Here is a 21708-nt window from a genome sequence, read left to right as displayed (position 1 = left end):
GAAATTATGGTTAATTACAATAGTGAAACGGATCGGGAATGGTGGACGCAGCAGTGGTTGGATATTTTGAATCGCTATCGGTTTAAGAAGCGGTTGGAACGGGCGAGGAATTATGCTAGACAGGGTAATGTTTTGAGTATTGAGTTTAGCGATCGCCGGGTTTTGGCGAAGGTTCAGGGGACGCAGCCGCAGCCTTATGAGGTGGCGTTGTGGTTGGATGTTTTTGGGGATGAGGAGTGGGGATATGTGATCGAGACGCTATCGCAGCGGGCGATATTTTCGGCGAAGTTGTTGGCGGGGGAAATGCCGCAGAATATTGAGGATGTTTTTGCACAGAATGGGTTGCGGCTGTTTCCGTTTAATTTGGATGAGGTGCATTCTCAGTGTAGCTGTCCGGATAAGGCGAATCCTTGTAAGCATATCGGGGCGGTGTATTATATGTTGGGCGATCGCTTCAGTGAAGATCCGTTTGTGTTGTTTCAATTGCGGGGGCGGATGAAGGATGATATAATAGCAAAATTGCGACAGTTGAGGGGGTCGGGAGAGGGGGAAAAAGTCGCAGAAACTGAAGAAATAACGACTCAAAAAATTGATTTCGATCCGCCGTCTGTGGCGGGTTATTGGGAGTATAATCAACAGTTGGAACCGTCTTTGGTGGTGATTTCTCCGCCGCCGGGAAGCGAGACGGTTTTGGACGTTTTGGGACCGATTCCGCTGGCGACGGCAGTATCGAAAGAAGGGGGGCGATCGGCGACGGCGGCGGATGTGGTGATGCAGTATTTGGATACCGTTTATAAGAATGTCAGCCAGCAGGCGGTTTTGATGGGGTTAAATCGGGAATCGGAGGGTTAGAGAAACTGGAGAAAGGTGAGGGCGACGACGGACATTTCTTCTGGGGCTTGCAGGATGCGATCGGGGCGGTGTTTGACGAGGGCATCGATGGAATTGAAACCCCAGGTGACGGCGACGCTCTTGATTTTGGCTTTCTTCGCCGCGTCGATATCTCGCGTTTCGTCTCCGATGTAAATCGCCCGCTTTCTGTCGAGTTTTTCGCGTTTGATCAGCCGGTTGATGATGCGATGTTTGCCGAATAAAGTCGATCCGGAATAAATCCCGTGGAACAGTTCCAGAACCCCCTCTTGTTTCAAAAGATATTCGACATTTCCTTGGGTGTTGGAGGTGACGATATAAAGTTTGTATCCCTCATATCTCAAATCCAAGAGGGCTTTCCTAACTCCCGGAAATAGGCCGATCGCGGATAGGTTGTCCTCCAATTCTTCTCGAATCCGCCGCAGCAATTTGGGGAGTTTGAAGATCGAAATGCCGGATTGGCTGATAATTTCCCGGGAACTCATATTTTGCACGTCCGCCAAATCCTCGATATCGGTGGCGGGATATCCGAATTCCTCGGCGAGCTCGTTGGTGATGGCGACGATGACATCGAGGGTGTCCGCCAAGGTTCCGTCGAAGTCGAAGATAATGGCTACTGGAGTGCGATCGGGCATTTTTGGTTTTTCGGGGTGGGGGGTATCATATCACCCCACTATAGCAATTGTATCAATTGATTCGTCAATCGATTTTTGTGGAGTTGGGTGACAAATTGCGAAGTTGTTGACAGCAAAATGACCGAAATCCCCCACCCGACAGGCATTTTATCGGCTACATCCAACCCAGATGGGCTTTGACTGTCTGAACTGCAATCCTGACATTGCTCGCCCCCATCGAAATTTTATAAGGCTTGTTGGGATTTTTGGGGTTGGGGTCGATGGTGACGACATTATTTTTCCACAGGTGACTTTCTCTCGACCAGTCCAGTTGGGAGAGTTTGGAGATGCGATCGCGATCGAATTCGTGTCGTTCTTTATCATAAGTCAAATACAGTAACCGCCCCAGAATTTCCAACCCGACCCGCCAAGGCAGCAACGATTTTTCCTTGAAATTGGCAATATCATCGACGGTCAATTCATCGACGCTGCGATTGGCGATATATTGAGTTATCGGACATTCCGAGAAAAACTGATTCAGGCATTGACCGAGTTCGTGGGATGCCATGTCAACGTCGTAGTCTTCCAGGACGCTATCGGGATTTCCGGTAAATGCAAAACTGACCAAATTGACGATATAAACATTCGTATAAATTAACTTGTGTTTCGTCGAGGGCGTTTTTTTGACCCGCTCCGTTTTTCCGGCGAACATGGAAACGCTGGAAATTAAATTTTTCATGATGCCAATGGTGCCGGAATATTCACCAAAAGAATTGAGTAAGGATTGGTCAAGTTGTCGGGTTTGTGCCATATCTCGAAAATCGGTCTGACATTGCTTAAAACTCGCCTCCAAAACCAGGGTAATTGGAAAATGGTTTTTGGCAATTAAAGGGGCGCGATCGCTCAACATTAATTCTTTGATCGCCTGATATCGATGCTGTCCGTCCGTGATATCCAATTTTTTATCCAGGGGAATTGCCACGAAACAAATCCCCCGACCCAATTCGATAATTTCGATATCTTCCGGATCGATATTAGCCGTCAACGTCCCCAAAATCCAAGGTTTATCTTTATTGACGCGATGAAGAATATACTCTTTAATTTCCGCCGCATGACCTTTTACGACGGGACGATTTTTCCCGGAGTCCGGGTCGTTTCCATGAGAAGGTTTAGCCTGTAAAAAAGTAATCAAATCCTGAGCGCGAACATTGATTTGAATCATCCGCCGCTTTCCTTGCTGAAAAATCAACCCCAGATAGCAATTATAATCACTATCGTATTGGTCATAAAGGGGAAAGATGATCGGGGAGATTTTGGGCGTGGACTCTGAATCATTGTGATTGATATCGTTCATGACGGACCGAGATGTTTAGACTATCTCTATTTTACATGAAAATGTCTGGCCCCCAAACCCCCAATTCTGGGGGCTTTGAAAATCTCGGATTTAGCCCCCAAACCCCCAATTCTGGGGGCTTCCCCCAACCCCCAAACCCCCAATTCTGGGGGCTTCCCCCAGCCCCCAAACCCCCAATTCTGGGGGCTTCCCCCAACCCCCAAACCTCCAATTCTGGGGGCTTCCCCCAACCCCCAAACCCCCAATTCTGGGGGCTTTGAAAAGCTCGGATTTTTGGGAATTATTTTACCTGCTATTAGTCTAGGGGATCGGGCAACCCGACTTGTCTGGGTTTCACCACCCGCCCCTCAAAATTAATCGCCCGATTTTCAAAGGTTCGGGCATTCGCTAGATCTCGCCTCAACATCGCCTGACTCATCGGATCTTCGATGCCACCCAACAGGTAAATCAGGAGGTTCGTTGCCAAACTCCGGCCGGCAACCCTCACCCGCCGCTTGTTGGGGTCGTACAATACGCCATACCAGAGAGATGCGGGATCTTCCATCCCACTAAACCCACCTTTTGCGTCGAAGGTTTCCAATTTTTCCCACACACTTTCCGGGGACTTTTGATGCAGAAAGACCACTTTTCCCACCGCCTGGGCGATCGCCACCTGCCCGATGGGACGAAACAAAATATTTCCCTCCCCCGGGGGGCGTTCAAACCCGAACCGCCGCATCGCTGGAGTTTCCAAACCTTGCTGCAATTTGCGATAGCTTGGCAACCCCGCCAAGCCGTCGAAAAACCGCATAAATTCATCGATTCCCCGTCGCAATTCATCCTCCTCGGGGCGGTCTGGAATTAGGCCAGGTTTCCCCACTTTCCAACCCTTAAATATCGGGTGGGGGGACAGATAACCCTCCGCCATATCTCGCAGGGCTTGCAATGTGGTCAATACGGTGGATTTGGTGGCGACGGTCGCGCTGTCCCAGTTGATTCTGGGGTTGCGATCGCCCTCATCTTTCAGCAGGGGATGGCGAACCGCTACCTGGCGGGATACAATAGAAAACCCGTCATTTTCATCCAATGCTGCCAACTGTCCCTTGCTCAATTTTACGCCCATTTGGTTGACGTGGACGAACAGCGATCGCACCCGTTTTCGCGCCCGCGATCGGGTTTCTCCGGGCAACACCGCCGGGATAAATTCCACCCCGATCGTTTCGCGGTTCAACTCTGCCAATTTCTCCTCGGGAGACAGGTCGTCGGGCGCCAAATCGTCCCAGTCAATTTCAGCGCCGAGGGGCTTTTTAATCTTGCTGAAAGGCTGCAATTTCCCCGTTTTTGCCAGTTCCCTCACCCCCTGAATTCCCATCAGGCGATGCTGTCCGTCCAAGGCGAACACCGACACCGCCGGGGACAGATTCAGCAATCCGAATTGTTGTCGGGCGTCCAAAGCCGTAAATTCGGCGGCGGAACGGGTGGCCCTTCCGTCTTCGTCCCACTCCGGCGCCTCGGGGTCGTCCACCCACTCGGGACTCAAAACCACCACCAGCGGCGGAAATTTGCGGTCCCAATCGTGGGTCATCAGGTATTGGACGAGGACTGCCTGTCGCGACCAGTCCAGGGGCCGTTGCAGGATCGTCTCGATGGTTTCGGCCCCCCGTTCCACGTTTCCCGTTTCGCGATCGCGGTGGGGTTCAAACAGTGGAAGTGCGGACGCATAGCGGATGCGGGTCGCGGCCCATTCCAGGCTGACGGCGCCGAGATAGGCCCGGTTGACTCCCATCGCGGTTCGCTGCACCAGGATGCGATCGGGCTCCTCCTGGAGGGGCGTCAGCAGTCGGGCGATGTCCTCGGGGTTGGGTTCGGTTGCACGATTCATTATAGTATGATTAAACTATCAGTGGGGTTTTTAAAAACTTGTCCCCGATATGTTATCCTATCGTAAACGGGCAGATCTGGGGAAGGGTCTTATTTTTGGCAGGGAGGGAAAAATGAGTTCGTCGGAGGCACGACAGGCTAAGAACCTTGAATATTACTGCAAGGGCTTGAGTAACATCAAGGTTCATCGAAATCAAAAACAGGGAGTCAACCTCAACCAACCCATACTACTATTGTCTGTCATCGATTTAATTGCCCAAGGCATCATACAAGAAAATCGAATTTTTATCTCTGATGAGTTGATCCATACTTTCCAGAAGTATTGGTCGATTTTGTCGGAAACTGACTTTAAGGGAAGTGACTTCGCCCTTCCATTTTTTCATCTAAAAAATGGAAAGTATAAGTTTTGGCATCTTCAATTTAGTGCTGAATACGAGGGTGGAAGACCTCAAACGATACCCAAATTAAAACATGATGTTGACCACGCTTATTTAGATGATGAACTTTTTGATTTGGTTCAAGATCGCCAATCGAGACAAGAATTGGTCGATGAACTGATAGCAGTGTGGTTTGCTGACAATCAGAAAGAATTGGAAGATTTACTCAAATTAAATCAAAATTTACAAGAAGAAAGTGTTCTCGATGTAGACGAAACATCAGATTTAAAAAAAAATCCCAAGTTTTCGATGAGAAAGTCGATCATTCGAGAAGCTTTTTTCCGTAAATCTGTCATACATATCTATGAGTACAGATGTGCGTTTTGTCAATTAAGAGTGAATCGAACTCTAAATCAAAATATTGTGGATGGGGCGCATATAAAACCATTTGCACAATTCTATGATAGTCAAATTGGGAATGGAATTTCTCTGTGTAAAAATCATCACTGGGCTCTCGATAGAGGTTGGTTTACAATTGACGATACTTATAAAATTATTGTCGCCCAAGATTTACAAGAAGATTCTCCCTTTGCAAAACCAATGAAGGAATTCAATGGAGAAAAAATACTGTTACCTACCTTAGACCGATACTGGCCGGAACTAGAATCTATTAGATGGCATCGTAAAAATATATTTAGGGTATAAAAACATGAATGATAAAATGCAAGCCAAAAAAGACAACAATCGAACTGTCGAAGAATTTTTGCAAGATCTGGAAATACTGAAAGCTGAAATTCAAGAACTATACTTTGACGACCAGATTCCTTTAGTTATAGGTTGGAGTGGAGGGAAAGATAGCACGGCAGTTCTCCAACTCATTTGGAGTTCCATTGCTTCATTACCACCTGAAAAAAGAACCAGAAAAATTCATGTCCTTACCAACGATACTTTGGTTGAAAATCCAATTGTTTCTGCTTGGGTTCGCAAATCCCTAAAAAACATGAACAAAGCTGCGAAGGAACAAGGGATGCCCGTCTCAACCCATTTAACTTACCCGACGATTAAAAATACATTTTGGTGTTGCTTGATCGGTAAGGGATACCCAGCCCCTCGAAATAGATTTCGATGGTGTACCGAACGTCTCAAAATCAACCCTGCTGATTATTTCATTAGAGAAACTATCAGAAATAATGGTCAAGCTATTCTTGTTTTGGGTACTCGTAAAGCTGAAAGCACACAACGGGCAACTAACATGGCCAAGCATAGAAAATGGCGAGTACGCGATCGCATGAATACAAATCCCCATCGTCCGAACTGTTTGATTTACTTACCAATCGAAGATTGGAGAACGGATGAAGTCTGGATGTATCTGATGCAATTTGAAAATCCGTGGGGACAAGATAATAAAGACTTGTTTACCATGTACCGAGGGGCAACGGCAGATAATGAATGTCCTTTGGTTATCGACACCTCAACTCCGAGTTGTGGAGATTCCCGATTTGGCTGCTGGGTTTGTACGATGGTCAGCAAAGATAAATCGATGGAGGCGATGATCTTAAATGACGAAGCCAAAGAGTGGATGCAGCCACTTTTGGATCTTCGCAATGAATTAGACGTTAAAAACGATCACGACAAAAGGGATTTCCGTCGCAACTTCGGAACTGTTCAACTATTTGAACGAAACGTAGACGGTCAAACCTCCGTTCAACACATCCCCGGACCCTACAAAAGAGAGTGGCGGGAACATTGGCTGCGGCGGGTGTTGGAAGCCCAAGTCCAAGTTCGCAAAACTGCCCCGCCGGAAATGCGGGATATCACGTTAATTCAACCGGAAGAACTCAGCGAGATTCGCCGAATCTGGTTGGAGGAAAAACACGAATTCGATGACAGTTTACCCAGGATTTATCAAGAAGTGACCGGAGAAAAATTTAAAGATCCCCGAGACACCGGCGAAAAAGCCATGCTGGGGCCGGATGAATGGCAGATTTTGGAAGATCTCAGCGACGGAGATCCCATGTATTTGGAATTGGTGACGCGGCTACTCGACACCGAACGCCAATATAAAACGATGGCGAGACGGACGGGGATTTACGACACCCTCGAACGCTGCTTTAAAACCAGTTCGCGATCGCAAAATGAAGCTATTCAAAATGCCCACTACGAACGCAACCTCAAAGAAGCTGCCCAATCCGGCAAAGTTGAGGATATCAAAAAAATCGTCAACGGCGAAAAACCGGAACCCGACCAACAACTCTCCTGGGCGAGTCTGAAATTCAACTCCAAACAATAGGGGCGATTTTCCGATGATTTGGAAATAGAAGATCCCCCCCAGCCCCCCTTTGTAAGGGGGGAGAATGACTCAAAGTCCCCCTTTTTAAGGGGGATTTAGGGGGATCGTCCGACGATTTGGAAATAGAAGATCCCCCCCCGGCCCCCCTTAATAAGGGGGGAGAATGACTCAAAGTCCCCCTTTTTAAGGGGGATTTAGGGGGATCGTCCGACCATTTGGAAATAGAAGAATCCCCCCCAGCCCCCCTTTGTAAGGGGGGAGAATGACTCAAAGTCCCCCTTGGCAAGGGGGATTTAGGGGGATCGTCCGACTATTTAAAAATAGAAGATCCCCCCCGGCCCCCCTTTGTAAGGGGGGAGAATGACTCAAAGTCCCCCTTATTAAGGGGGATTTAGGGGGATCGTCCGACTATTTGAAAATAGAAGATCCCCCCCGGCCCCCCTTAATAAGGGGGGAGAATGACTCAAAGTCCCCCTTGGCAAGGGGGATTTAGGGGGATCGTCCGCCTGCCATTAAATTAAAAATCGCCCTCCGACAAACCGGCAAAAAAATATTCAAAACTGCCGGATTTGTGATATGATGAATATGTCAACCTGAACACCACCAAAACCCCGTGATTTTTCTCGAACTCACCCTAGAAAATTTTGGCCCCTATCGCGGGAAACAGGTCATCAACCTGCGGCCCCAAACCGCCGGGGAAACGGTGAGTCCGATTATTCTGTGCGGGGGGATGAACGGGGGCGGAAAAACCACCCTCATGGATGCCATTCGCCTGGTGTTGTACGGTTCCCGCGCCCAGTGTTCCACCCGGGGAAATCTCGCCTATTCTGAGTTTCTGAAACAGGCGATCAATAAACACACCCAACCCCACGAAGAAACCAGCGTCGAACTGTTGTTCGAGCATATTCTGAATAATATGCAAGTGGAATTCCGCGTCAAACGGCGTTGGAAGCCAGACACGCTAAAAAACAAAAATAAAGATACCCTTGGCGTTTTGATCGATGACTGGCCGGATTCCGCTTTGATCGAAACCTGGGACGAACGGATCGAGGACTTTTTTCCCCTGGGAATTTCCAATCTTTTTTTATTCGACGGCGAACAGGTGAAAGAATTGGCGGAACTCGACGCGCCGCCCCCCATTGTCACCCAGGCGATCGAATCCCTTTTGGGGTTGGAATTGGCGGAACGGCTGTCGGCGGATCTGACGATTTTAGTCAACCGGAAGCGGAAGGAATTGGCGGAGGCTTCCGAGTTGGCGACATTGGAAGAAATTGAGGCGAAACTGAACAAACAAAACCAAGAATTTGAAGTGGCAGAAGCCGAGGTTATCCGGCTGGATGGGGAACTGAAAAAAGCCCACATTCGCCAGCAAGAAGCCCGGGATAAATTCCGCACCGAAGGCGGCAAAGTTGCCCAGGAAAAAGAGCAGATCGAAGCCCAATTGAAAGCCGAACAGGAGAAAGCCAGAACTCAGCGCGATCGCCTCCGGGAACAGGCGGCGGGTTCTCTCCCCCTCGGCTTGATTCAACCCCTGTTGGAACGGGCGAAAATGCAGGGAGAAAAGGAACTGCAACAAAAGCGGACTCAAATTGCCCGGGATGTGATCGTCGAACGGGACGAACGGTTATTAAATTATTTAGAAACCCTGAAAATAAAGGGCAACACTTTGGAACAGGTGCGGACATTTTTAGAAACCGATACCCGCCCCGACGGAACCGAAAACCCGACGGAAATTTGGCTGGATATGGATGAAGATACCCTCAGCCAACTCAGCAATTTGTTGGAACGGGAACTTCCCAATCAGATCGCCCAAACCCGATCGCAACAGGAAGAATTGAAGCAAATCCAAGATGCGATCGCGGCAAAAGAACGACAATTAACCGTCGCCGCCCCGCCGGAAGTTTACGAACAACTGCTGCAAGCCGTCACCGATGCCGCCAGTCATTTGGCAAAACTACAAACCGCCTACGAAGCGGCAAAGGAAAAGCGCGATCGCTGTAAAATTACTATCGAAAAAACCAAAAAAGAACTCTCCGAATACAGCCGCAGTACCATCGATCGCAAAAACGCCGACCACATCATCGACACCTCGGAACGGGTGCAAAAAACCCTGGTGCAATTTCGGGAACGTCTCACCCTCAAAAAGCTGAACAAACTGGAAATCGAAGTGACCGAATGTTTCCGCTATCTCCTCCACAAATCCGATCTCGTTCATCGGGTGGCGATCGCGACTCAAGACTTCAGTTTATCCTTATACGACCCCCAAGGGCAACCCGTGCCCAAACACCGCCTCTCCGCCGGGGAAAAACAACTGCTGGCGATCGCATTTTTGTGGGGGCTCGCGAGGGTGTCCGGACGCCAACTTCCGATCGCGATCGACACCCCCCTCGGACGCCTGGACTCCTCCCACCGCCACAACCTAATCGAACGCTATTTTCCCGCCGCCAGCCATCAGATGATCTTGCTATCGACGGACACCGAAATTGGCGAAGCGGAAGTGAAAACCCTGCGGGAACAGGACGCGATCGGCCGGGAATACCTGTTAAAATACGACCCCAAACAGCGGCAGACGGCGATCGCACCCGGTTACTTTTTTTGAGACTCGATCCCCCTAAATCCCCCTTAAAAAGGGGGACTTTGAATCCAATTCTCCCCCCTTACCAAGGGGGGCTGGGGGGGATCTATCCCACAATTGGAACGCTGCCGTCATCGGGCAGAAATAAACGCGGATCGACGGGGGTTCCGTCCGGCTTTCGGATCTCGAAATGCAGGTGGATCGAATAGCCGCCGCCGTCAATTTCCCGGCCCTCAGAACCAAATCCGGAACCGCCCCGGATGGCGATCAATTGACCTTGGGAAACCCTATCATGTAAGTTAACGCGAATCGATCGCAAATGCAAATACCGATGTTCCCAACCGTCCGATCGCCGGATGTGAATCGCCCGACCGTCCGCCCCGCCGGTATGATGTTTAACATACTCCACAACCCCCTCGCTGGCGGCGTAGCACTCATCGGGCGTATAACCGCCGATATCAACCCCCGCGTGGAGTCGTCCCCGGGCGTAGCCGAACTCCGTCCTGGACCCCATACTCGTCCCCCTCATCGGCCATTTCCAGGTCAATACGCCCGAAGAGGACGATAATTTGGGGCTGGGACTCCGGGCGATTTCGTCTCCCAAAATTTGGACGTGGGGGGCGAAGACGTACCAAATTTCCCGCCGGCCCGGACAGGGTGGGACGAAATAAATTTCGAGGTGTCCGTAACCCACCGATTTGTAAGTCGTAATTTTATACTCGCTTTCGGCATAGACGGGAATTTTATCCCGGGAACTCAACTGATGGGACTGGACGGGTTGTCCTTTTAAAACCGTGTTATATAGCGTTCTTAATTTCATTCCCATAGGTTCCTTTTTGTGTTATAAATTAATAGGATTTTGAAAAACTCGTTGTTGGGCTTTAGCCCCGGAAGCGCCCAAGGGCAACAACGAATTGTTTAGGAAATATCGAATAGTTCCTTTGAGGTCAGATATTGGGTCAGCGTGAACGCATCCACCCCCAATTCAGTGCGATCGCGGGCTGCCAGAATTCCGGCCCGGGCGTGCCACCAGACGGCGATCTGGGCCGTCAATTCGGGGGGAGAATCCCGCAATGCACCGATCGCCAACAAACCTCCCAACAGCCCCGTCAGCACGTCCCCGCTGCCGCCCCTCGCCAAAGCGGGGGTACTCTCCGGGTTCACGGCGACGGTTTCCGGGGTGGCGATGCAGACCCTCGCGCCCTTCAAAAGCACCACAGCGCCGCTCAGGCGGGCCGCTTCCTGGGTGACGGCGATGCGATTGCCCAAATCGCCCAAATCGGGAAACAGGCGCTTGAACTCGCCAGGATGGGGGGTGAGCAGGGTCGGAGCCCGGCGCCCGGACAGGGTGGAAATCGTCCCCAACTGCGCCAACTGGTTCAAACCGTCGGCGTCGAGCACCACCGGACGATCGCACCCCAAAATAGCCTCCAGGGGAGACGAACTCGCCGACGTCAGACCCGGGCCGCAGGCGATCGCATCGTAGCGACTCAGATCCAACTCCTCCGGAAGAGACGCGATCGCACCGTCCTCGGTTTCCGGACAGCCAATTATCAGCGCCTCCGGCAACTGGGCACTCAGCAGGGGCTTGATCGACTCCGGGACGGCGATGGAGAGCATCCCCACGCCGCTGCTCCGCGCCCCCAACCCGCACAGCACCGCAGCCCCCGTATAACGGCTAGATCCGGCTACTATCAATAAATGACCCTGCTTGTACTTGTGGGTGGCGGGGTGGCGGGGAATGGGCAGATGGGCGATCGCGAATCCCGGCGTGATGCGCCGACACTGGGGAGAAGACCCCAAAACGGCGTGAATGTCCGGCAGCGGGATATCAAAATCAACCAACTCCGCCGACCCGACCCACTCCAAAGCCGAATCCTGCAAAAACGCCCGCTTCCACAACCCCAGACAAAAGGTGCGGGTCGCCCGGATCGCCGTTCCCAGGACTTCCCCCGTGTCCGTGTGGATGCCGGAGGGAATGTCAATGCTGAAAACCGGGCGGTTCCAACTATTGACGGTTTCAATAACCTCCGCCAGTTCCCCCTCGATGGGGCGGGTTTGCCCGAATCCGAACATCCCGTCAACAATCAGATCGCAGTGTCCCAGAGAAGCGATCGCCTCCGCACTCTCGATCCCCAAACTGGCGACATATTGGGCGTGGGCATCGGTGAGATCCTTGCGCTTGGAAATTGGGGAAAACAGGACGACGCGATAACCCTGAAAAAATAGCTCCCGCGCCAATACCAGGGCATCTCCCCCGTTGTGTCCCGGACCCACTAAAATCCCCACAACGCGCACGGGGCGATCGCTCGGACTGGACAAAATTTCCACAATCCGGCGAGCGACGAGTCCGGCGGCCTTTTCCATCAGCGAGGCGGCCGGCATCCCCGCCTCGAAAATGCGGCTTTCGATCGCCTGCATCTGTTCGGCGGTGACGGCAAATTGTTGAATCTGTTCGGTCCGGTCGGGCGTGCCCAAAATCATCGTCAAATGGCTGCTAATCGTTATTTCCCAAAATATACTTGCGTTCCCCCGACGCCCGAATCCGTAAGATAATTTTCCCATTCTCGGGCGAGGGTGCGATCGGCAAAAGGACCCACCGCCACCAGGGGATCGACCACATCATCCCGGATCGTGATGCTATTTTGGGGGACACCCAGAGCGATCGCCGTTTCCGCGATCACCGGCAAATCGAAAGTCTGTCCGCGAATCAACACGAAATAGCTGTCCGTGTCGCCGAGTCCCAGATCGAAACCCGGGCGGGCGGGCAGGGGGGTGGGAAATCCCGGTTGCACCGGTTGCCCCGGTTCCAGGGCGAGGAAGATTTCCAGTTCGGCCCGGGAATGGATGATTTCCGCCGGAATCCCCCGCAAAAACAACTGTTCGGCCATCAATTCGGCGTTGAAGCGATTCACGAAACTGCCCGCCTGAATCACCCGCCGTCCCCCGATGTTGAAGATTTCGGCGTTGGGCGATACCCGCCGCACCTCCTGTAGCGAAGTCACCCCCGCACTGACGTAAACTTGATGGAGTCCGAGATCGGTGGTAGCTGGAATCCAACCCGGTCTGAGATTGCTTGGCACGGGTCGGGTTGTCCGGTTGGGGGATACCACCCACGGACTGGCTTCGACGGGATTATCGAAATCTTCGCTATTTCTCAAATCGGTAATTTTCGCCCGAATCCCTTGGAGTCTGAGATCTTCGACCAATTCTTCCGCGTCGCCGCGATCGAAATAGATCCCGGCATCGATCAGGACGCGATCGCCATATTCCTGAAAAACCGCCCCGGGCTGCACCTGCTGGACGATTTCCAACAGCATCGGACTGTCCCCATTCACATAAACCCCGTAGCGGGGTTGAGCCCGGACACCGGGAGCCGCCAACATCAGATATCCCCCCAGCAGCACCCCCGAAATCCGGGACATCCGCGCGATCGCTTTATTTTGATTGTTTGGAGCCGTCCAACTCATCTCGAGTCCCTCCACCACAGCTATAGAATTGCCCAAATTTTACGCGATCTTGGGGTGTGGGGGGCGGAGGAAGCGGAGGAAGCAACGGGTGGGACATCCGGACTGCTTGGGAATCAATTCCCGAGGGCGCAAACCTTGCGCCCCTACAAGCGAAAATCATATTCAGATGATTGGGGAGTTTGTACGGATCTGATATTAACTTGCCTCCTCCGCCCCCTCTGCCTCCTCCGCCTCCCCTGCCTCTTCCCCATCGAATGTGTCACCATCTAAGGAACGGATTTGCCCACTGCGCCGATCGCGGCGGAGAGGATTGTTAACAGCAAAGTATTGATAAAATTCAGATTCATGCACAGACGAGTTGTTCAGATTGCCCTGGCGATCGCTTTACCGATGATGATGGTTTGGGGACTGTGGCACGTCCCGGCCTGGGCGCTGACGGAGGAACAGAAAATTCTCAGCGAAAGTTGGCGCATCGTCAACCGCGCCTATTTGGACGAGACATTTAACGGTCAAAACTGGTGGTTCGTGCGGGAACAGGCGATCCGCAAACCCCTCAAAAGTCGGGAAGAAACCTACGAGGCGATCGAGGAGATGCTGGCCGGCCTCGACGACCCCTTCACGCGGTTGCTGAAGCCGGAACAATATCGCAGCCTGCAGGTGAGTACCTCCGGGGAACTGACGGGGGTGGGCCTGCAAATTGCCAAAGATCCCGACAACGGGGAATTGATGGTGGTGACTCCCCTGGACGGTTCCCCCGCCGACGCCGCCGGCATCCAACCCCGCGATCGCATCCTCAAAATCGACGGATTTCCGACCCCCGATCTCACCTTGGATGAGGCCGCGGCCCGCATGAGGGGGACGGTGGGAACCCCCGTGGTATTGACGGTGAAATCGGCGGAAAGCGACATCATCGAGGATTTGAAACTGTTGCGCGATCGCATCACCCTGAATCCGGTGTTCGCCCAACTGCAGACCTTCCCCGACCGCCCCCCCGTCGGCTACATCCGCCTCCGCCAGTTCAGCGCCAACGCCACCGCCGAAGTCGCCCACGCCATCGTCAGCCTGCAAAATGAAGGGGCGACGGCCTTCCTCCTCGATTTGCGGAACAATCCGGGGGGACTGCTGCAAGCCGGAGTGGAAATCGCCCGCCTCTGGATCGACGAGGGCGCGATCGTCTACACAGTGAACCGCCAGGGCATTTTGGGCGGCTTCGACGCCACGGGATCGGCCCTCACCGATGCCCCGCTGGTGGTTTTGGTCAACGGCGGCAGCGCCAGCGCCAGCGAAATTTTGGCCGGGGCCTTGCAGGACAACGGCAGGGCGTTACTCGTCGGCGAAAAGACCTTCGGGAAGGGGTTGATCCAATCCCTGTTCGACTTATCCGACGGCGCGGGGTTGGCTGTGACGGTGGCGAAGTACGAGACACCCAACCACACCGACATCAACAAACACGGGATCGTCCCCGATCGCGTGGTGTCCGCCGACCACTTGCTGCGATCGCAACTCGGCACCGATGCCGATCTCCAATACCAGGCGGCGATCGATGTCCTCCTGTCTCAGACCGTCCTCGCCGAAGCCGGATAAATGAGGGAGTCGGGAATCGGGAGTCGGGAGTCGGGGACAATCAATTGATAATTATCAATTGTCAATTATCAATTATCAATTATCAATTGTCCATTTCACTCCTCCACTTCCGCATAGTAAGACGGCGGCAATTCCAGCTCGTCCGCCGTCATCTGGCCGTCATCCAACCAAACAATTTGTCGCTGGCGGGGGTCGATGCGATTCCCGTTTTCTTGCATGATGCTTTGGGCCTGTTGGGGGTCGAAATAGCGGCTGAATTCTTCCTGCTGACGCTCGACTCGCGCCTGGGTTTGATCCACTTCCGCCTGAATTTCTCGCCATTTCTCATTCGCCGCCCGCTGGTGGGGCAGAATTTGGAGCAGGGCCGACACCGCACAAGCAGATAACACCAAATTTGTCAAGATTTTGGCGGTCGTTTCCAATGCGATCGCCCGATGATTTGGGCGAGGTCGCACTCGAACTTGAGAGCGACGACTCAAGCGACGGCGGGGATGCTGTGGTTTCTTGGGTGGAGGAGAAGGTTGAATCGCGTACATGATCGTCGTCTCGGTAGATTTTCAGCTTCAAATGAGGTTTTCCAAGGGCAACAAGGCGACATTCCGGCAGGGTCGATGCGTACCGGCGTTTTTTCGTTCAGGCTTAAAATACCTTAAACTGAACCTTTTAACCCGAAGCGCAATGGAAAATGCCCCGACAGTTAAACCCAGTCGATACAAACCAATCTACTGCACGATCGCCGCATTTGTGTGTATTCTTCAGGTTTTCTGTCGGAGCAAAGTCCGCCATTGAATTTTAATTCAAATTTTTGGGCCGCCTCCGGCGGAGACGGCCCATAGAATCGAAAGGATTCTATTTGTAAAGTTCGGTGGAAAGGCGGAACGCCAAAATGCCGGGGATCAACGCGATCGCCAGGGCCACGAACACTTGGGTATCGGTTAAAGACATGGTTGGGACACTCCTTCCATTGAAGTAGACATCGATTGTTCACTAATTTCAGCTATATCGGCCCGTTTGGGAAGTGTTTCGTAATAAGTTTAAACAATGTTGCGGTTTCTTAGGACCTGGGGGACAGGTGTCGGAGGGCGATCTCGGGGGATCGCGCCAAATTTCTCTCCGGCTCCCCTCACCGATCCCCGGCCAGTTACGTTAAGATAACTGAAGCAGATTTTAAGGCTTCTCACCGCCAAACCCCAGGGAGGGCCTTGAGTCTGGGTGGCGCTCTCATAATTCTCCCCTTCGTCATCACATTGGCGATCGCGGCTTGCCGTCCGACTCTCCGGGGGAAAATTGGCGGGTATCCAATTCCAGACTGACATCAATCGGGGTAGTAGACCGTTCATGCTAGAGCAAGTGTTTGATTTTTCTCAAGGACTCGGATTCGATACCGTTTTGCTGCTGGTCGTTTTGGTGGCGTTAGAGGCCGTTTTGTCGGCGGACAATGCGATCGCTTTGGCTTCCATTTCTAAAACTCTGGACGACGGCAAACTCCAGCGCCAAGCTTTAAATATCGGTTTGGCGATCGCCTTCGTGTTTCGGATCGGCCTGATTTTGACCGCCACCTGGGTGATTCAATTTTGGCAGTTCGAGCTACTCGGGGCGCTGTATTTATTGTGGTTGGTTTTCCAATATTTTACCACCTCGGAAGACGGGGAAGATGAGGGATTCCTCCACCACCACAACACCTCCCTCTGGCAAGTGATCCCGGCGATCGCCATGACGGATCTCGCCTTTTCATTGGATAGCGTCACCGCCGCGATCGGCGTCTCCGAAAAAACCTGGCTGGTCGTCACCGGTGCCACGCTGGGCATCATCACCCTGCGCCTGATGGCGGGACTGTTCATCCGCTGGTTGAAAGAATTCACCCACCTGGAAACCGCCGGATATATCACCGTCGGATTGGTCGGTTTGAAACTCTTGCTGCGCGTCATCGACCACAGTTTAGTCCCCCCCGAATGGATGCTGGTGGTGGCGATCGTGGTTTTATTTACCTGGGGATTTTCCGAGCGAACCCCCATTCCGGAAACCGAAAACGTCAACCTTTCCAACGCCATCCAACCCCACCCCGCAGAATCCCAGCGGGAAATGGAAGAAGCGAGAAAATAGCCGAATTCGGGGTTTGAGATCGTCGCATTAAAATGGGCGATCGCCCCCGGTTGCGCGGGACGGGAAATCCGGGTAAAATAACCTCAGAATTTCCCGCCCCCCGTGAAAACCGACAGTCTCTTCTACCGCATTTTCCAACAGTACCCCGGCAGCTTCTTTGAACTGCTGAACCGTCCGCCGGAAGAAAGCGATCGCTACCAATTCACCTCCGTCGAAGTCAAACAACTCGCCTTCCGCCTCGACGGACTGTTTCTCCCGAGGGCCGGAGATCGCGACCAGCCCTTCTACCTCGCCGAAGTCCAATTTCAACCCGACGACGACCTCTACTATCGCATCTTCGCCGAACTATTCCTCTACCTGCGACAGTACCGACCCCCCAACCCCTGGCGAGTCGTCGTCATCTACCCCAACCGCGGCATCGAACGGAAACAGTCCCGCCAATTCCGGGAACTCCTCAACTCGGGCCGGGTGACTCGCATTTACCTCGACGAGTTGGAAGGTGAAAGCGGCTTGGGAGTCGGTATCATTAAATTGGTGGTCGAATCGGAATCTGCCGCCATAGAATCCGCCAGACGCCTGATCGAACGGGCCGAACAAGCCCTCCCCCCAGAATCAATCCGACGCGATATCATTGACATCATCGAAACCATCGTCGTTTACAAACTCCCCCAACTCAGTCGCGAGGAGATTGCCGAAATGTTAGGACTCACCGATTTAAAACAAACCCGATTCTATCAAGAAGCCTTTGCCGACGGTCGTCAGGAAGGTCGCCAAGAAGGTCGCCAAGAAGGTCGTCAAGAAGAAAGAATAAATTTTGCCCGACGTTTGGCAAATTTGGGAAATAGCCCGGAAGCGATCGCACAACTTTTGGGCTTACCATTGGAAGAGATTCAACAAATTTTGCAACCTTCCGATGAGGAGCGATCGTGAATAGCCGGTGCAAATGATATTTCTCCTCTCCTACTCCCTACTCCCTCCAAACACACTTCCCAATGATCTCGAAATATTTGAGCGATTAGCTGGGGAATGGATTCCCCAGCGGTCTTTTTAATCTCTTAAAAACTGGAAATTATTCCACCAGCCAAGACTTGAGACTCGCTTCCCAACTCACCAATTCTTCATCGGTAAACCAGAGGGCGATCTCTTTTTGGGCCGTTTCCGGAGCGTCGGAACCGTGAATCAAGTTGCGGCCAACGCTGACTCCGAAATCTCCCCGAATCGTCCCCGGTTCGGCGGTGAGGGGGTTGGTGGCGCCGATGAGTTTCCGAGCCGAAGCAATCACCCCTTCGCCTTCCCAAACCATCGCCACCAGGGGGCTGGAGATGATGAAATCCACCAGACCGTTGAAAAATGGGCGTTCTTTGTGAACGTCGTAGTGCGCTTCGGCGAGCTCGCGGGTGACTTGTACGAGTTTGAGCCCGACGAGGGTAAAGCCTTTCGCTTCAAAGCGTTTGATGATTTCGCCGACGAGTCCCCGTTGGACGCCATCCGGCTTGATGGCGATAAATGTCCGTTCCAAACCTATCTCCTGTGCGTTCGCAAACGTCTACAAGAATCAGATTAACCTATTTTGAGACAATCCCTACAGACCATTTCCCGAATTATTCCCGAATCACATAACCCACACTTCTGACTGTTTGAATCAGGCGCGACTCATTTTCGGCTTCCAACTTCAGGCGCAGATAACGGACATAAACTTCGATAATATTAGAATCCCCCATAAAATCGTAACCCCACACCTTCTCCAAAATCTGGTCGCGGGTGAGGACTTGCCGGGGGTGGCGCATCAAATATTCGAGCAAGTCGAATTCTTTCGCCGTCAATTCGATCGCCCGATTTCCCCGAAACACTTCCCGGGTGGAACGGTTGAGGCTCAAATCGTCGAATTTCAAAACATCCGGGTCGGGTTCTTGGGTGCGCCGGATATTCGCCCGCACCCGCGCCAAAAATTCCTCCAAACTGAAGGGTTTGATAATATAATCGTCGGCCCCCGCATCCAATCCCGAAACGCGATCGCTCACCTCATCTTTTGCCGTCAATAAAATGATCGGAATCCGGTTATAACTATCCCGCAGACGGCGACAAATTTCGATGCCGGAAAGGCGGGGAAGCATCCAGTCGAGAATGACCAAATCCGGATGGCTCTCCCGAATTGCCATCATTCCCGCCATTCCATCTTGTTCGACATTGACATCATATCCTTCGTAGCTCAATTCTTGTTTGAGAAATTGAGCCAGAGTCGCGTCGTCTTCTACGATTAAAATTTTGGAAGCCATCATTTTGGGAGGCAAAAGTCAAAAGGCAAGAAGTCAACAGGAAAAGCGATTTCGGACGTTTAATTGGAGTTCTGAATTGTCGGGACTCCGATTCGCGATCGCCGGCAAGAAAGCGCGAAGCGCCAAAAATGAGGTCAACTCGCGCAATTTACAATTCTATTCTACGATCGCCCCCCCAGTCTACTGTCGCCGGATAGACTCCGTTTCCCCAGTCGTCGCCGGAGTTTCCATAAAGGCGGGATAGACGAAGGCGAAAGCATGGGAACTGGGAATGGTCGTCCCGCCGGCATCTTGGACGATGACGGTTTGAAGTTGTTCATCCCAAATGGCGGTAACTTCTTCGCCGCCGAAGCGAACCGTCCGTTCGCCGAGTTTCTGAATTTCCGAATGGACAAATTGGACGCTTTCACCTGAAAATTGGTTGTGGGGGGTGTCGCCGTCGTTTTTCCAAATATAGCTGATGGCAGCTTTGGGGTGGAGGTCGAGCTGGTCTTGGTGGCGGACGGGGAAAATCAGATTGCGATCGCGCGAATAGCTCCCGTAGGGATAGCGCTGATAGTCACGATTGTAACCCGTTTCGGCCGAGAGGATGCGGCTGTCAGGATATTTTTCCAGCCAAGCTCCCAAGGTGGTTTTGACGGCCCGAATGCGGTCGAGGGAGCGGTTGACGTTGGCTCCGACAATTCCCAATCCCCACGGTTGCGCGTACAGGGTATCATCGGCGCGATCGTACATCACCAGACAGCTTTGATAGAGTTTACCAGAAACGCCGAAGGTGGTGTCGCCGCGATCGAATGCGACAATTGTATCACATAAGGGGCAGTAAGAAATGGCGACGTTGACTCCCCCGATGCGATCGTTGACGATTTCATGCCAGTTTAAAATCCCCACCGGATAGGCCTTGGCTTCCCCGTTGACGACCACTCCGATTGTCGCTTGTTCCGGGTCGAAAGGCGTGGTGGCGGCGGTGTCAAATTTGGGGTTGTCGATGCTGGGAATTCCGTCTTTGGGAGGGCCGCCGTTGAGGAGTTCGTCCAGGTCAATGCGACTGTTATTTTGAATATCGATATTTTGCGATCGGATGTCGGCGAGTTCCCGCGTTTGGTCGCCGAAATGTTGGGTGAGGTGAAAATGATTCAGTTTTAAATTATCCCACCCTCCGGCTTTTAAAATGGCGATCGCGATCGACAATCCAATTAAAGTCAGGGTTCCCAGGATTGAGTTGATCGGGGTTTTCATCGGTCATGGCTCCGATTTTAGGTTGCGATCGATCTGTATCCTTCGGATATGAATGGAAGCTGAGAACTGACTGAAATTAACCCCAGATAACTTTTGAGAGTTGGGTGGGGGAAAGGAAACCCAGTTTCTCCGATGGGAAATGAGGTAAAATGGGGATGCTATCCCGAGACTTGTGCGCCATGCCAACCACCGAAACCGAAATACTTGCCATCCTTCGCAACCTACCCCAACCAGCCCTCGAAGAAGCAAAAATCTTCTTAGACTTTTTGGCTTGGCGGTATCAAAACCACTCGCCCAAAGGAGCAAACTTGATCGCCAGTCTGCGGGGAAAAGCTACGGGGGATATGAGCACTGATGATATCCTCAATTTAACGCGGGGCGAAGAATGACCAATTTTCTGGTGGATAGCAATGTGATTCTGGATGTGTTGACGGAAGATCCCCATTGGTTTGACTGGTCGGCGACGCAACTGGCCGATTGTGCTGAAACCGGAACATTGCATATCAACCCAATTATTTATGCAGAAGTATCCATCGGTTTTCAAGATGTAACGGAAGTCGAATCTGTATTATCTTCTGGCTTTTTTCAGAGGGACGCATTACCTTATGAGGCGGCATTTTTGGCGGGTCAAGCATTTTTAAAATATCGTCGAAGGGGTGGAGTGAGGCGATCGCCTTTACCGGATTTCTATATTGGCGCTCATGCGATCGTCTGTGGTTACACCCTGCTGAGTCGTGATGCCACCCGTTACCAAACCTATTTCCCTGAACTGATCCTGATCAGTCCCTAAGTTAATCGGTATGGATTCTTCCCCCCACCCAGATGCCTAGAAACCGGGTTTCTACCCGCATCTCTCATCCCCACCGAAATCTCCCCTAGAAACCCGGTTTCTTCTCCCCATGAAAAAGCGGACTAGAAATTCCCCAATCATCTGTTTGAACTGAGAAAACGCCAACTGTCGCTAGTGCAGCAAATCCAAAGCCACGGCGCGGGTGTAGGCCGCGATCGCCCGTTCTCCCTGAATTTCAGAGGGTTCAGACAACCGCCCAACCCTATACGACGATATCGAATAAAAACGCGATCGTGAGGCTGATTT

At 52.1% G+C, this 21708-nt stretch carries 20 protein-coding genes; 9 read left to right on the top strand and 11 right to left on the bottom strand.

Annotation, left to right across the window (positions count from 1 at the left end; translation table 11 throughout):
* Window positions 1-6: 6 nt before the first annotated feature.
* A complete protein-coding gene (locus LKE08_RS20580; protein ID WP_324706124.1) occupies window positions 7-852 on the top strand; it encodes an SWIM zinc finger family protein in 846 nt (281 codons plus the stop codon).
* Here the strand turns inward: LKE08_RS20580 and LKE08_RS20575 are convergent.
* The 3 genes from LKE08_RS20575 to LKE08_RS20565 all read right to left on the bottom strand — a co-directional run bounded on the left by LKE08_RS20575 (window position 849) and on the right by LKE08_RS20565 (window position 4699).
* On the bottom strand, window positions 849-1505 hold the full coding sequence (locus LKE08_RS20575; RefSeq protein ID WP_324706123.1) for an HAD-IA family hydrolase: 657 nt from the start codon (window positions 1503-1505) through the stop codon (window positions 849-851). The genes LKE08_RS20580 and LKE08_RS20575 overlap by 4 nt on opposite strands.
* Before the next feature lie 154 nt (window positions 1506-1659).
* Window positions 1660-2838, bottom strand: coding sequence for a DNA sulfur modification protein DndB (locus tag LKE08_RS20570; protein WP_324706122.1), 1179 nt, complete (start codon window positions 2836-2838; stop codon window positions 1660-1662).
* A 295-nt stretch (window positions 2839-3133) separates the two neighbouring features.
* Window positions 3134-4699 (bottom strand): DGQHR domain-containing protein, encoded by a 1566-nt coding sequence (locus LKE08_RS20565; protein ID WP_324706121.1) that lies wholly within the window; start codon window positions 4697-4699, stop codon window positions 3134-3136.
* Between the two features lie 49 nt (window positions 4700-4748).
* Here LKE08_RS20565 and LKE08_RS20560 point away from each other — a divergent pair, with 49 nt between their 5' ends.
* The 3 genes from LKE08_RS20560 to dndD all read left to right on the top strand — a co-directional run bounded on the left by LKE08_RS20560 (window position 4749) and on the right by dndD (window position 9964).
* Complete coding sequence (locus LKE08_RS20560; RefSeq protein WP_324706120.1) at window positions 4749-5780, top strand: HNH endonuclease; 1032 nt, start codon at window positions 4749-4751, stop codon at window positions 5778-5780.
* Window positions 5781-5784: 4 nt separating this feature from the next.
* The gene (gene dndC, locus LKE08_RS20555; RefSeq protein WP_324706119.1) at window positions 5785-7365 is read left to right on the top strand and encodes a DNA phosphorothioation system sulfurtransferase DndC; all 1581 of its coding nucleotides are present in this window, start codon (window positions 5785-5787) and stop codon (window positions 7363-7365) included.
* 613 nt (window positions 7366-7978) lie between these two features.
* Entirely contained in the window at window positions 7979-9964 is a 1986-nt protein-coding gene (gene dndD, locus LKE08_RS20550) for a DNA sulfur modification protein DndD (RefSeq protein ID WP_324706118.1), read from the top strand.
* A gap of 82 nt (window positions 9965-10046) precedes the next feature.
* Here the strand turns inward: dndD and LKE08_RS20545 are convergent, their stop codons facing one another.
* From LKE08_RS20545 to LKE08_RS20535, 3 genes are all read right to left on the bottom strand, one after another.
* On the bottom strand, window positions 10047-10760 hold the full coding sequence (locus tag LKE08_RS20545; RefSeq protein WP_324706117.1) for a M23 family metallopeptidase: 714 nt from the start codon (window positions 10758-10760) through the stop codon (window positions 10047-10049).
* A 98-nt stretch (window positions 10761-10858) separates the two neighbouring features.
* Window positions 10859-12424: an NAD(P)H-hydrate dehydratase gene (locus LKE08_RS20540; RefSeq protein ID WP_324706116.1), complete on the bottom strand. Its 1566-nt coding sequence runs from the start codon at window positions 12422-12424 to the stop codon at window positions 10859-10861.
* 20 nt (window positions 12425-12444) lie between these two features.
* Window positions 12445-13410 carry a hypothetical protein gene (locus tag LKE08_RS20535; protein ID WP_324706115.1) on the bottom strand — a complete coding sequence of 322 codons (966 nt, stop codon included), beginning with the start codon at window positions 13408-13410 and terminating at the stop codon, window positions 12445-12447.
* 345 nt (window positions 13411-13755) lie between these two features.
* Between LKE08_RS20535 and ctpA the strand changes: the two genes are divergently transcribed.
* The gene (gene ctpA / locus LKE08_RS20530; RefSeq protein ID WP_324706114.1) at window positions 13756-14994 is read left to right on the top strand and encodes a carboxyl-terminal processing protease CtpA; all 1239 of its coding nucleotides are present in this window, start codon (window positions 13756-13758) and stop codon (window positions 14992-14994) included.
* 95 nt (window positions 14995-15089) lie between these two features.
* Here ctpA and LKE08_RS20525 read toward each other — a convergent pair whose 3' ends face one another.
* Entirely contained in the window at window positions 15090-15530 is a 441-nt protein-coding gene (locus LKE08_RS20525) for a hypothetical protein (RefSeq protein ID WP_324706113.1), read from the bottom strand.
* Window positions 15531-15843: 313 nt separating this feature from the next.
* Window positions 15844-15939, bottom strand: a complete 96-nt coding sequence (gene psaM, locus LKE08_RS20520; RefSeq protein WP_324706112.1) for a photosystem I reaction center subunit XII — start codon at window positions 15937-15939, stop codon at window positions 15844-15846.
* Between the two features lie 393 nt (window positions 15940-16332).
* Here psaM and LKE08_RS20515 point away from each other — a divergent pair, with 393 nt between their 5' ends.
* Entirely contained in the window at window positions 16333-17097 is a 765-nt protein-coding gene (locus LKE08_RS20515) for a hypothetical protein (protein ID WP_324706111.1), read from the top strand.
* Window positions 17098-17199: 102 nt separating this feature from the next.
* The gene (locus LKE08_RS20510; protein ID WP_324706110.1) at window positions 17200-18027 is read left to right on the top strand and encodes an Rpn family recombination-promoting nuclease/putative transposase; all 828 of its coding nucleotides are present in this window, start codon (window positions 17200-17202) and stop codon (window positions 18025-18027) included.
* A gap of 139 nt (window positions 18028-18166) precedes the next feature.
* Here the strand turns inward: LKE08_RS20510 and ndk are convergent, their stop codons facing one another.
* From ndk to LKE08_RS20495, 3 genes are all read right to left on the bottom strand, one after another.
* Window positions 18167-18616 (bottom strand): nucleoside-diphosphate kinase, encoded by a 450-nt coding sequence (gene ndk, locus LKE08_RS20505; protein ID WP_324706109.1) that lies wholly within the window; start codon window positions 18614-18616, stop codon window positions 18167-18169.
* An 82-nt stretch (window positions 18617-18698) separates the two neighbouring features.
* On the bottom strand, window positions 18699-19373 hold the full coding sequence (locus tag LKE08_RS20500; RefSeq protein ID WP_324706140.1) for a response regulator transcription factor: 675 nt from the start codon (window positions 19371-19373) through the stop codon (window positions 18699-18701).
* A 180-nt stretch (window positions 19374-19553) separates the two neighbouring features.
* Entirely contained in the window at window positions 19554-20612 is a 1059-nt protein-coding gene (locus LKE08_RS20495; protein WP_324706108.1) for a DUF3179 domain-containing protein, read from the bottom strand.
* Window positions 20613-20791: 179 nt separating this feature from the next.
* On the opposite strand from LKE08_RS20495, the gene LKE08_RS20490 reads away from it, so the two are divergent.
* Together LKE08_RS20490 and LKE08_RS20485 are read left to right on the top strand one after the other, a co-directional pair.
* Window positions 20792-21001, top strand: a complete 210-nt coding sequence (locus LKE08_RS20490; RefSeq protein ID WP_324706107.1) for a transcriptional regulator — start codon at window positions 20792-20794, stop codon at window positions 20999-21001.
* Window positions 20998-21402, top strand: coding sequence for a type II toxin-antitoxin system VapC family toxin (locus LKE08_RS20485; protein WP_324706106.1), 405 nt, complete (start codon window positions 20998-21000; stop codon window positions 21400-21402). Before LKE08_RS20490 ends, LKE08_RS20485 begins: the two co-directional genes overlap by 4 nt.
* Window positions 21403-21708: the final 306 nt, after the last annotated feature.

Origin of the sequence: Lyngbya sp. CCY1209, assembly GCF_035615495.1 — a bacterium.
Taxonomy (GTDB): Bacteria; Cyanobacteriota; Cyanobacteriia; order Cyanobacteriales; family Microcoleaceae; genus Limnospira.
Note: the sequence above shows the minus strand (reverse complement) of the source record. Positions and strands in the feature narration are given on the sequence as shown.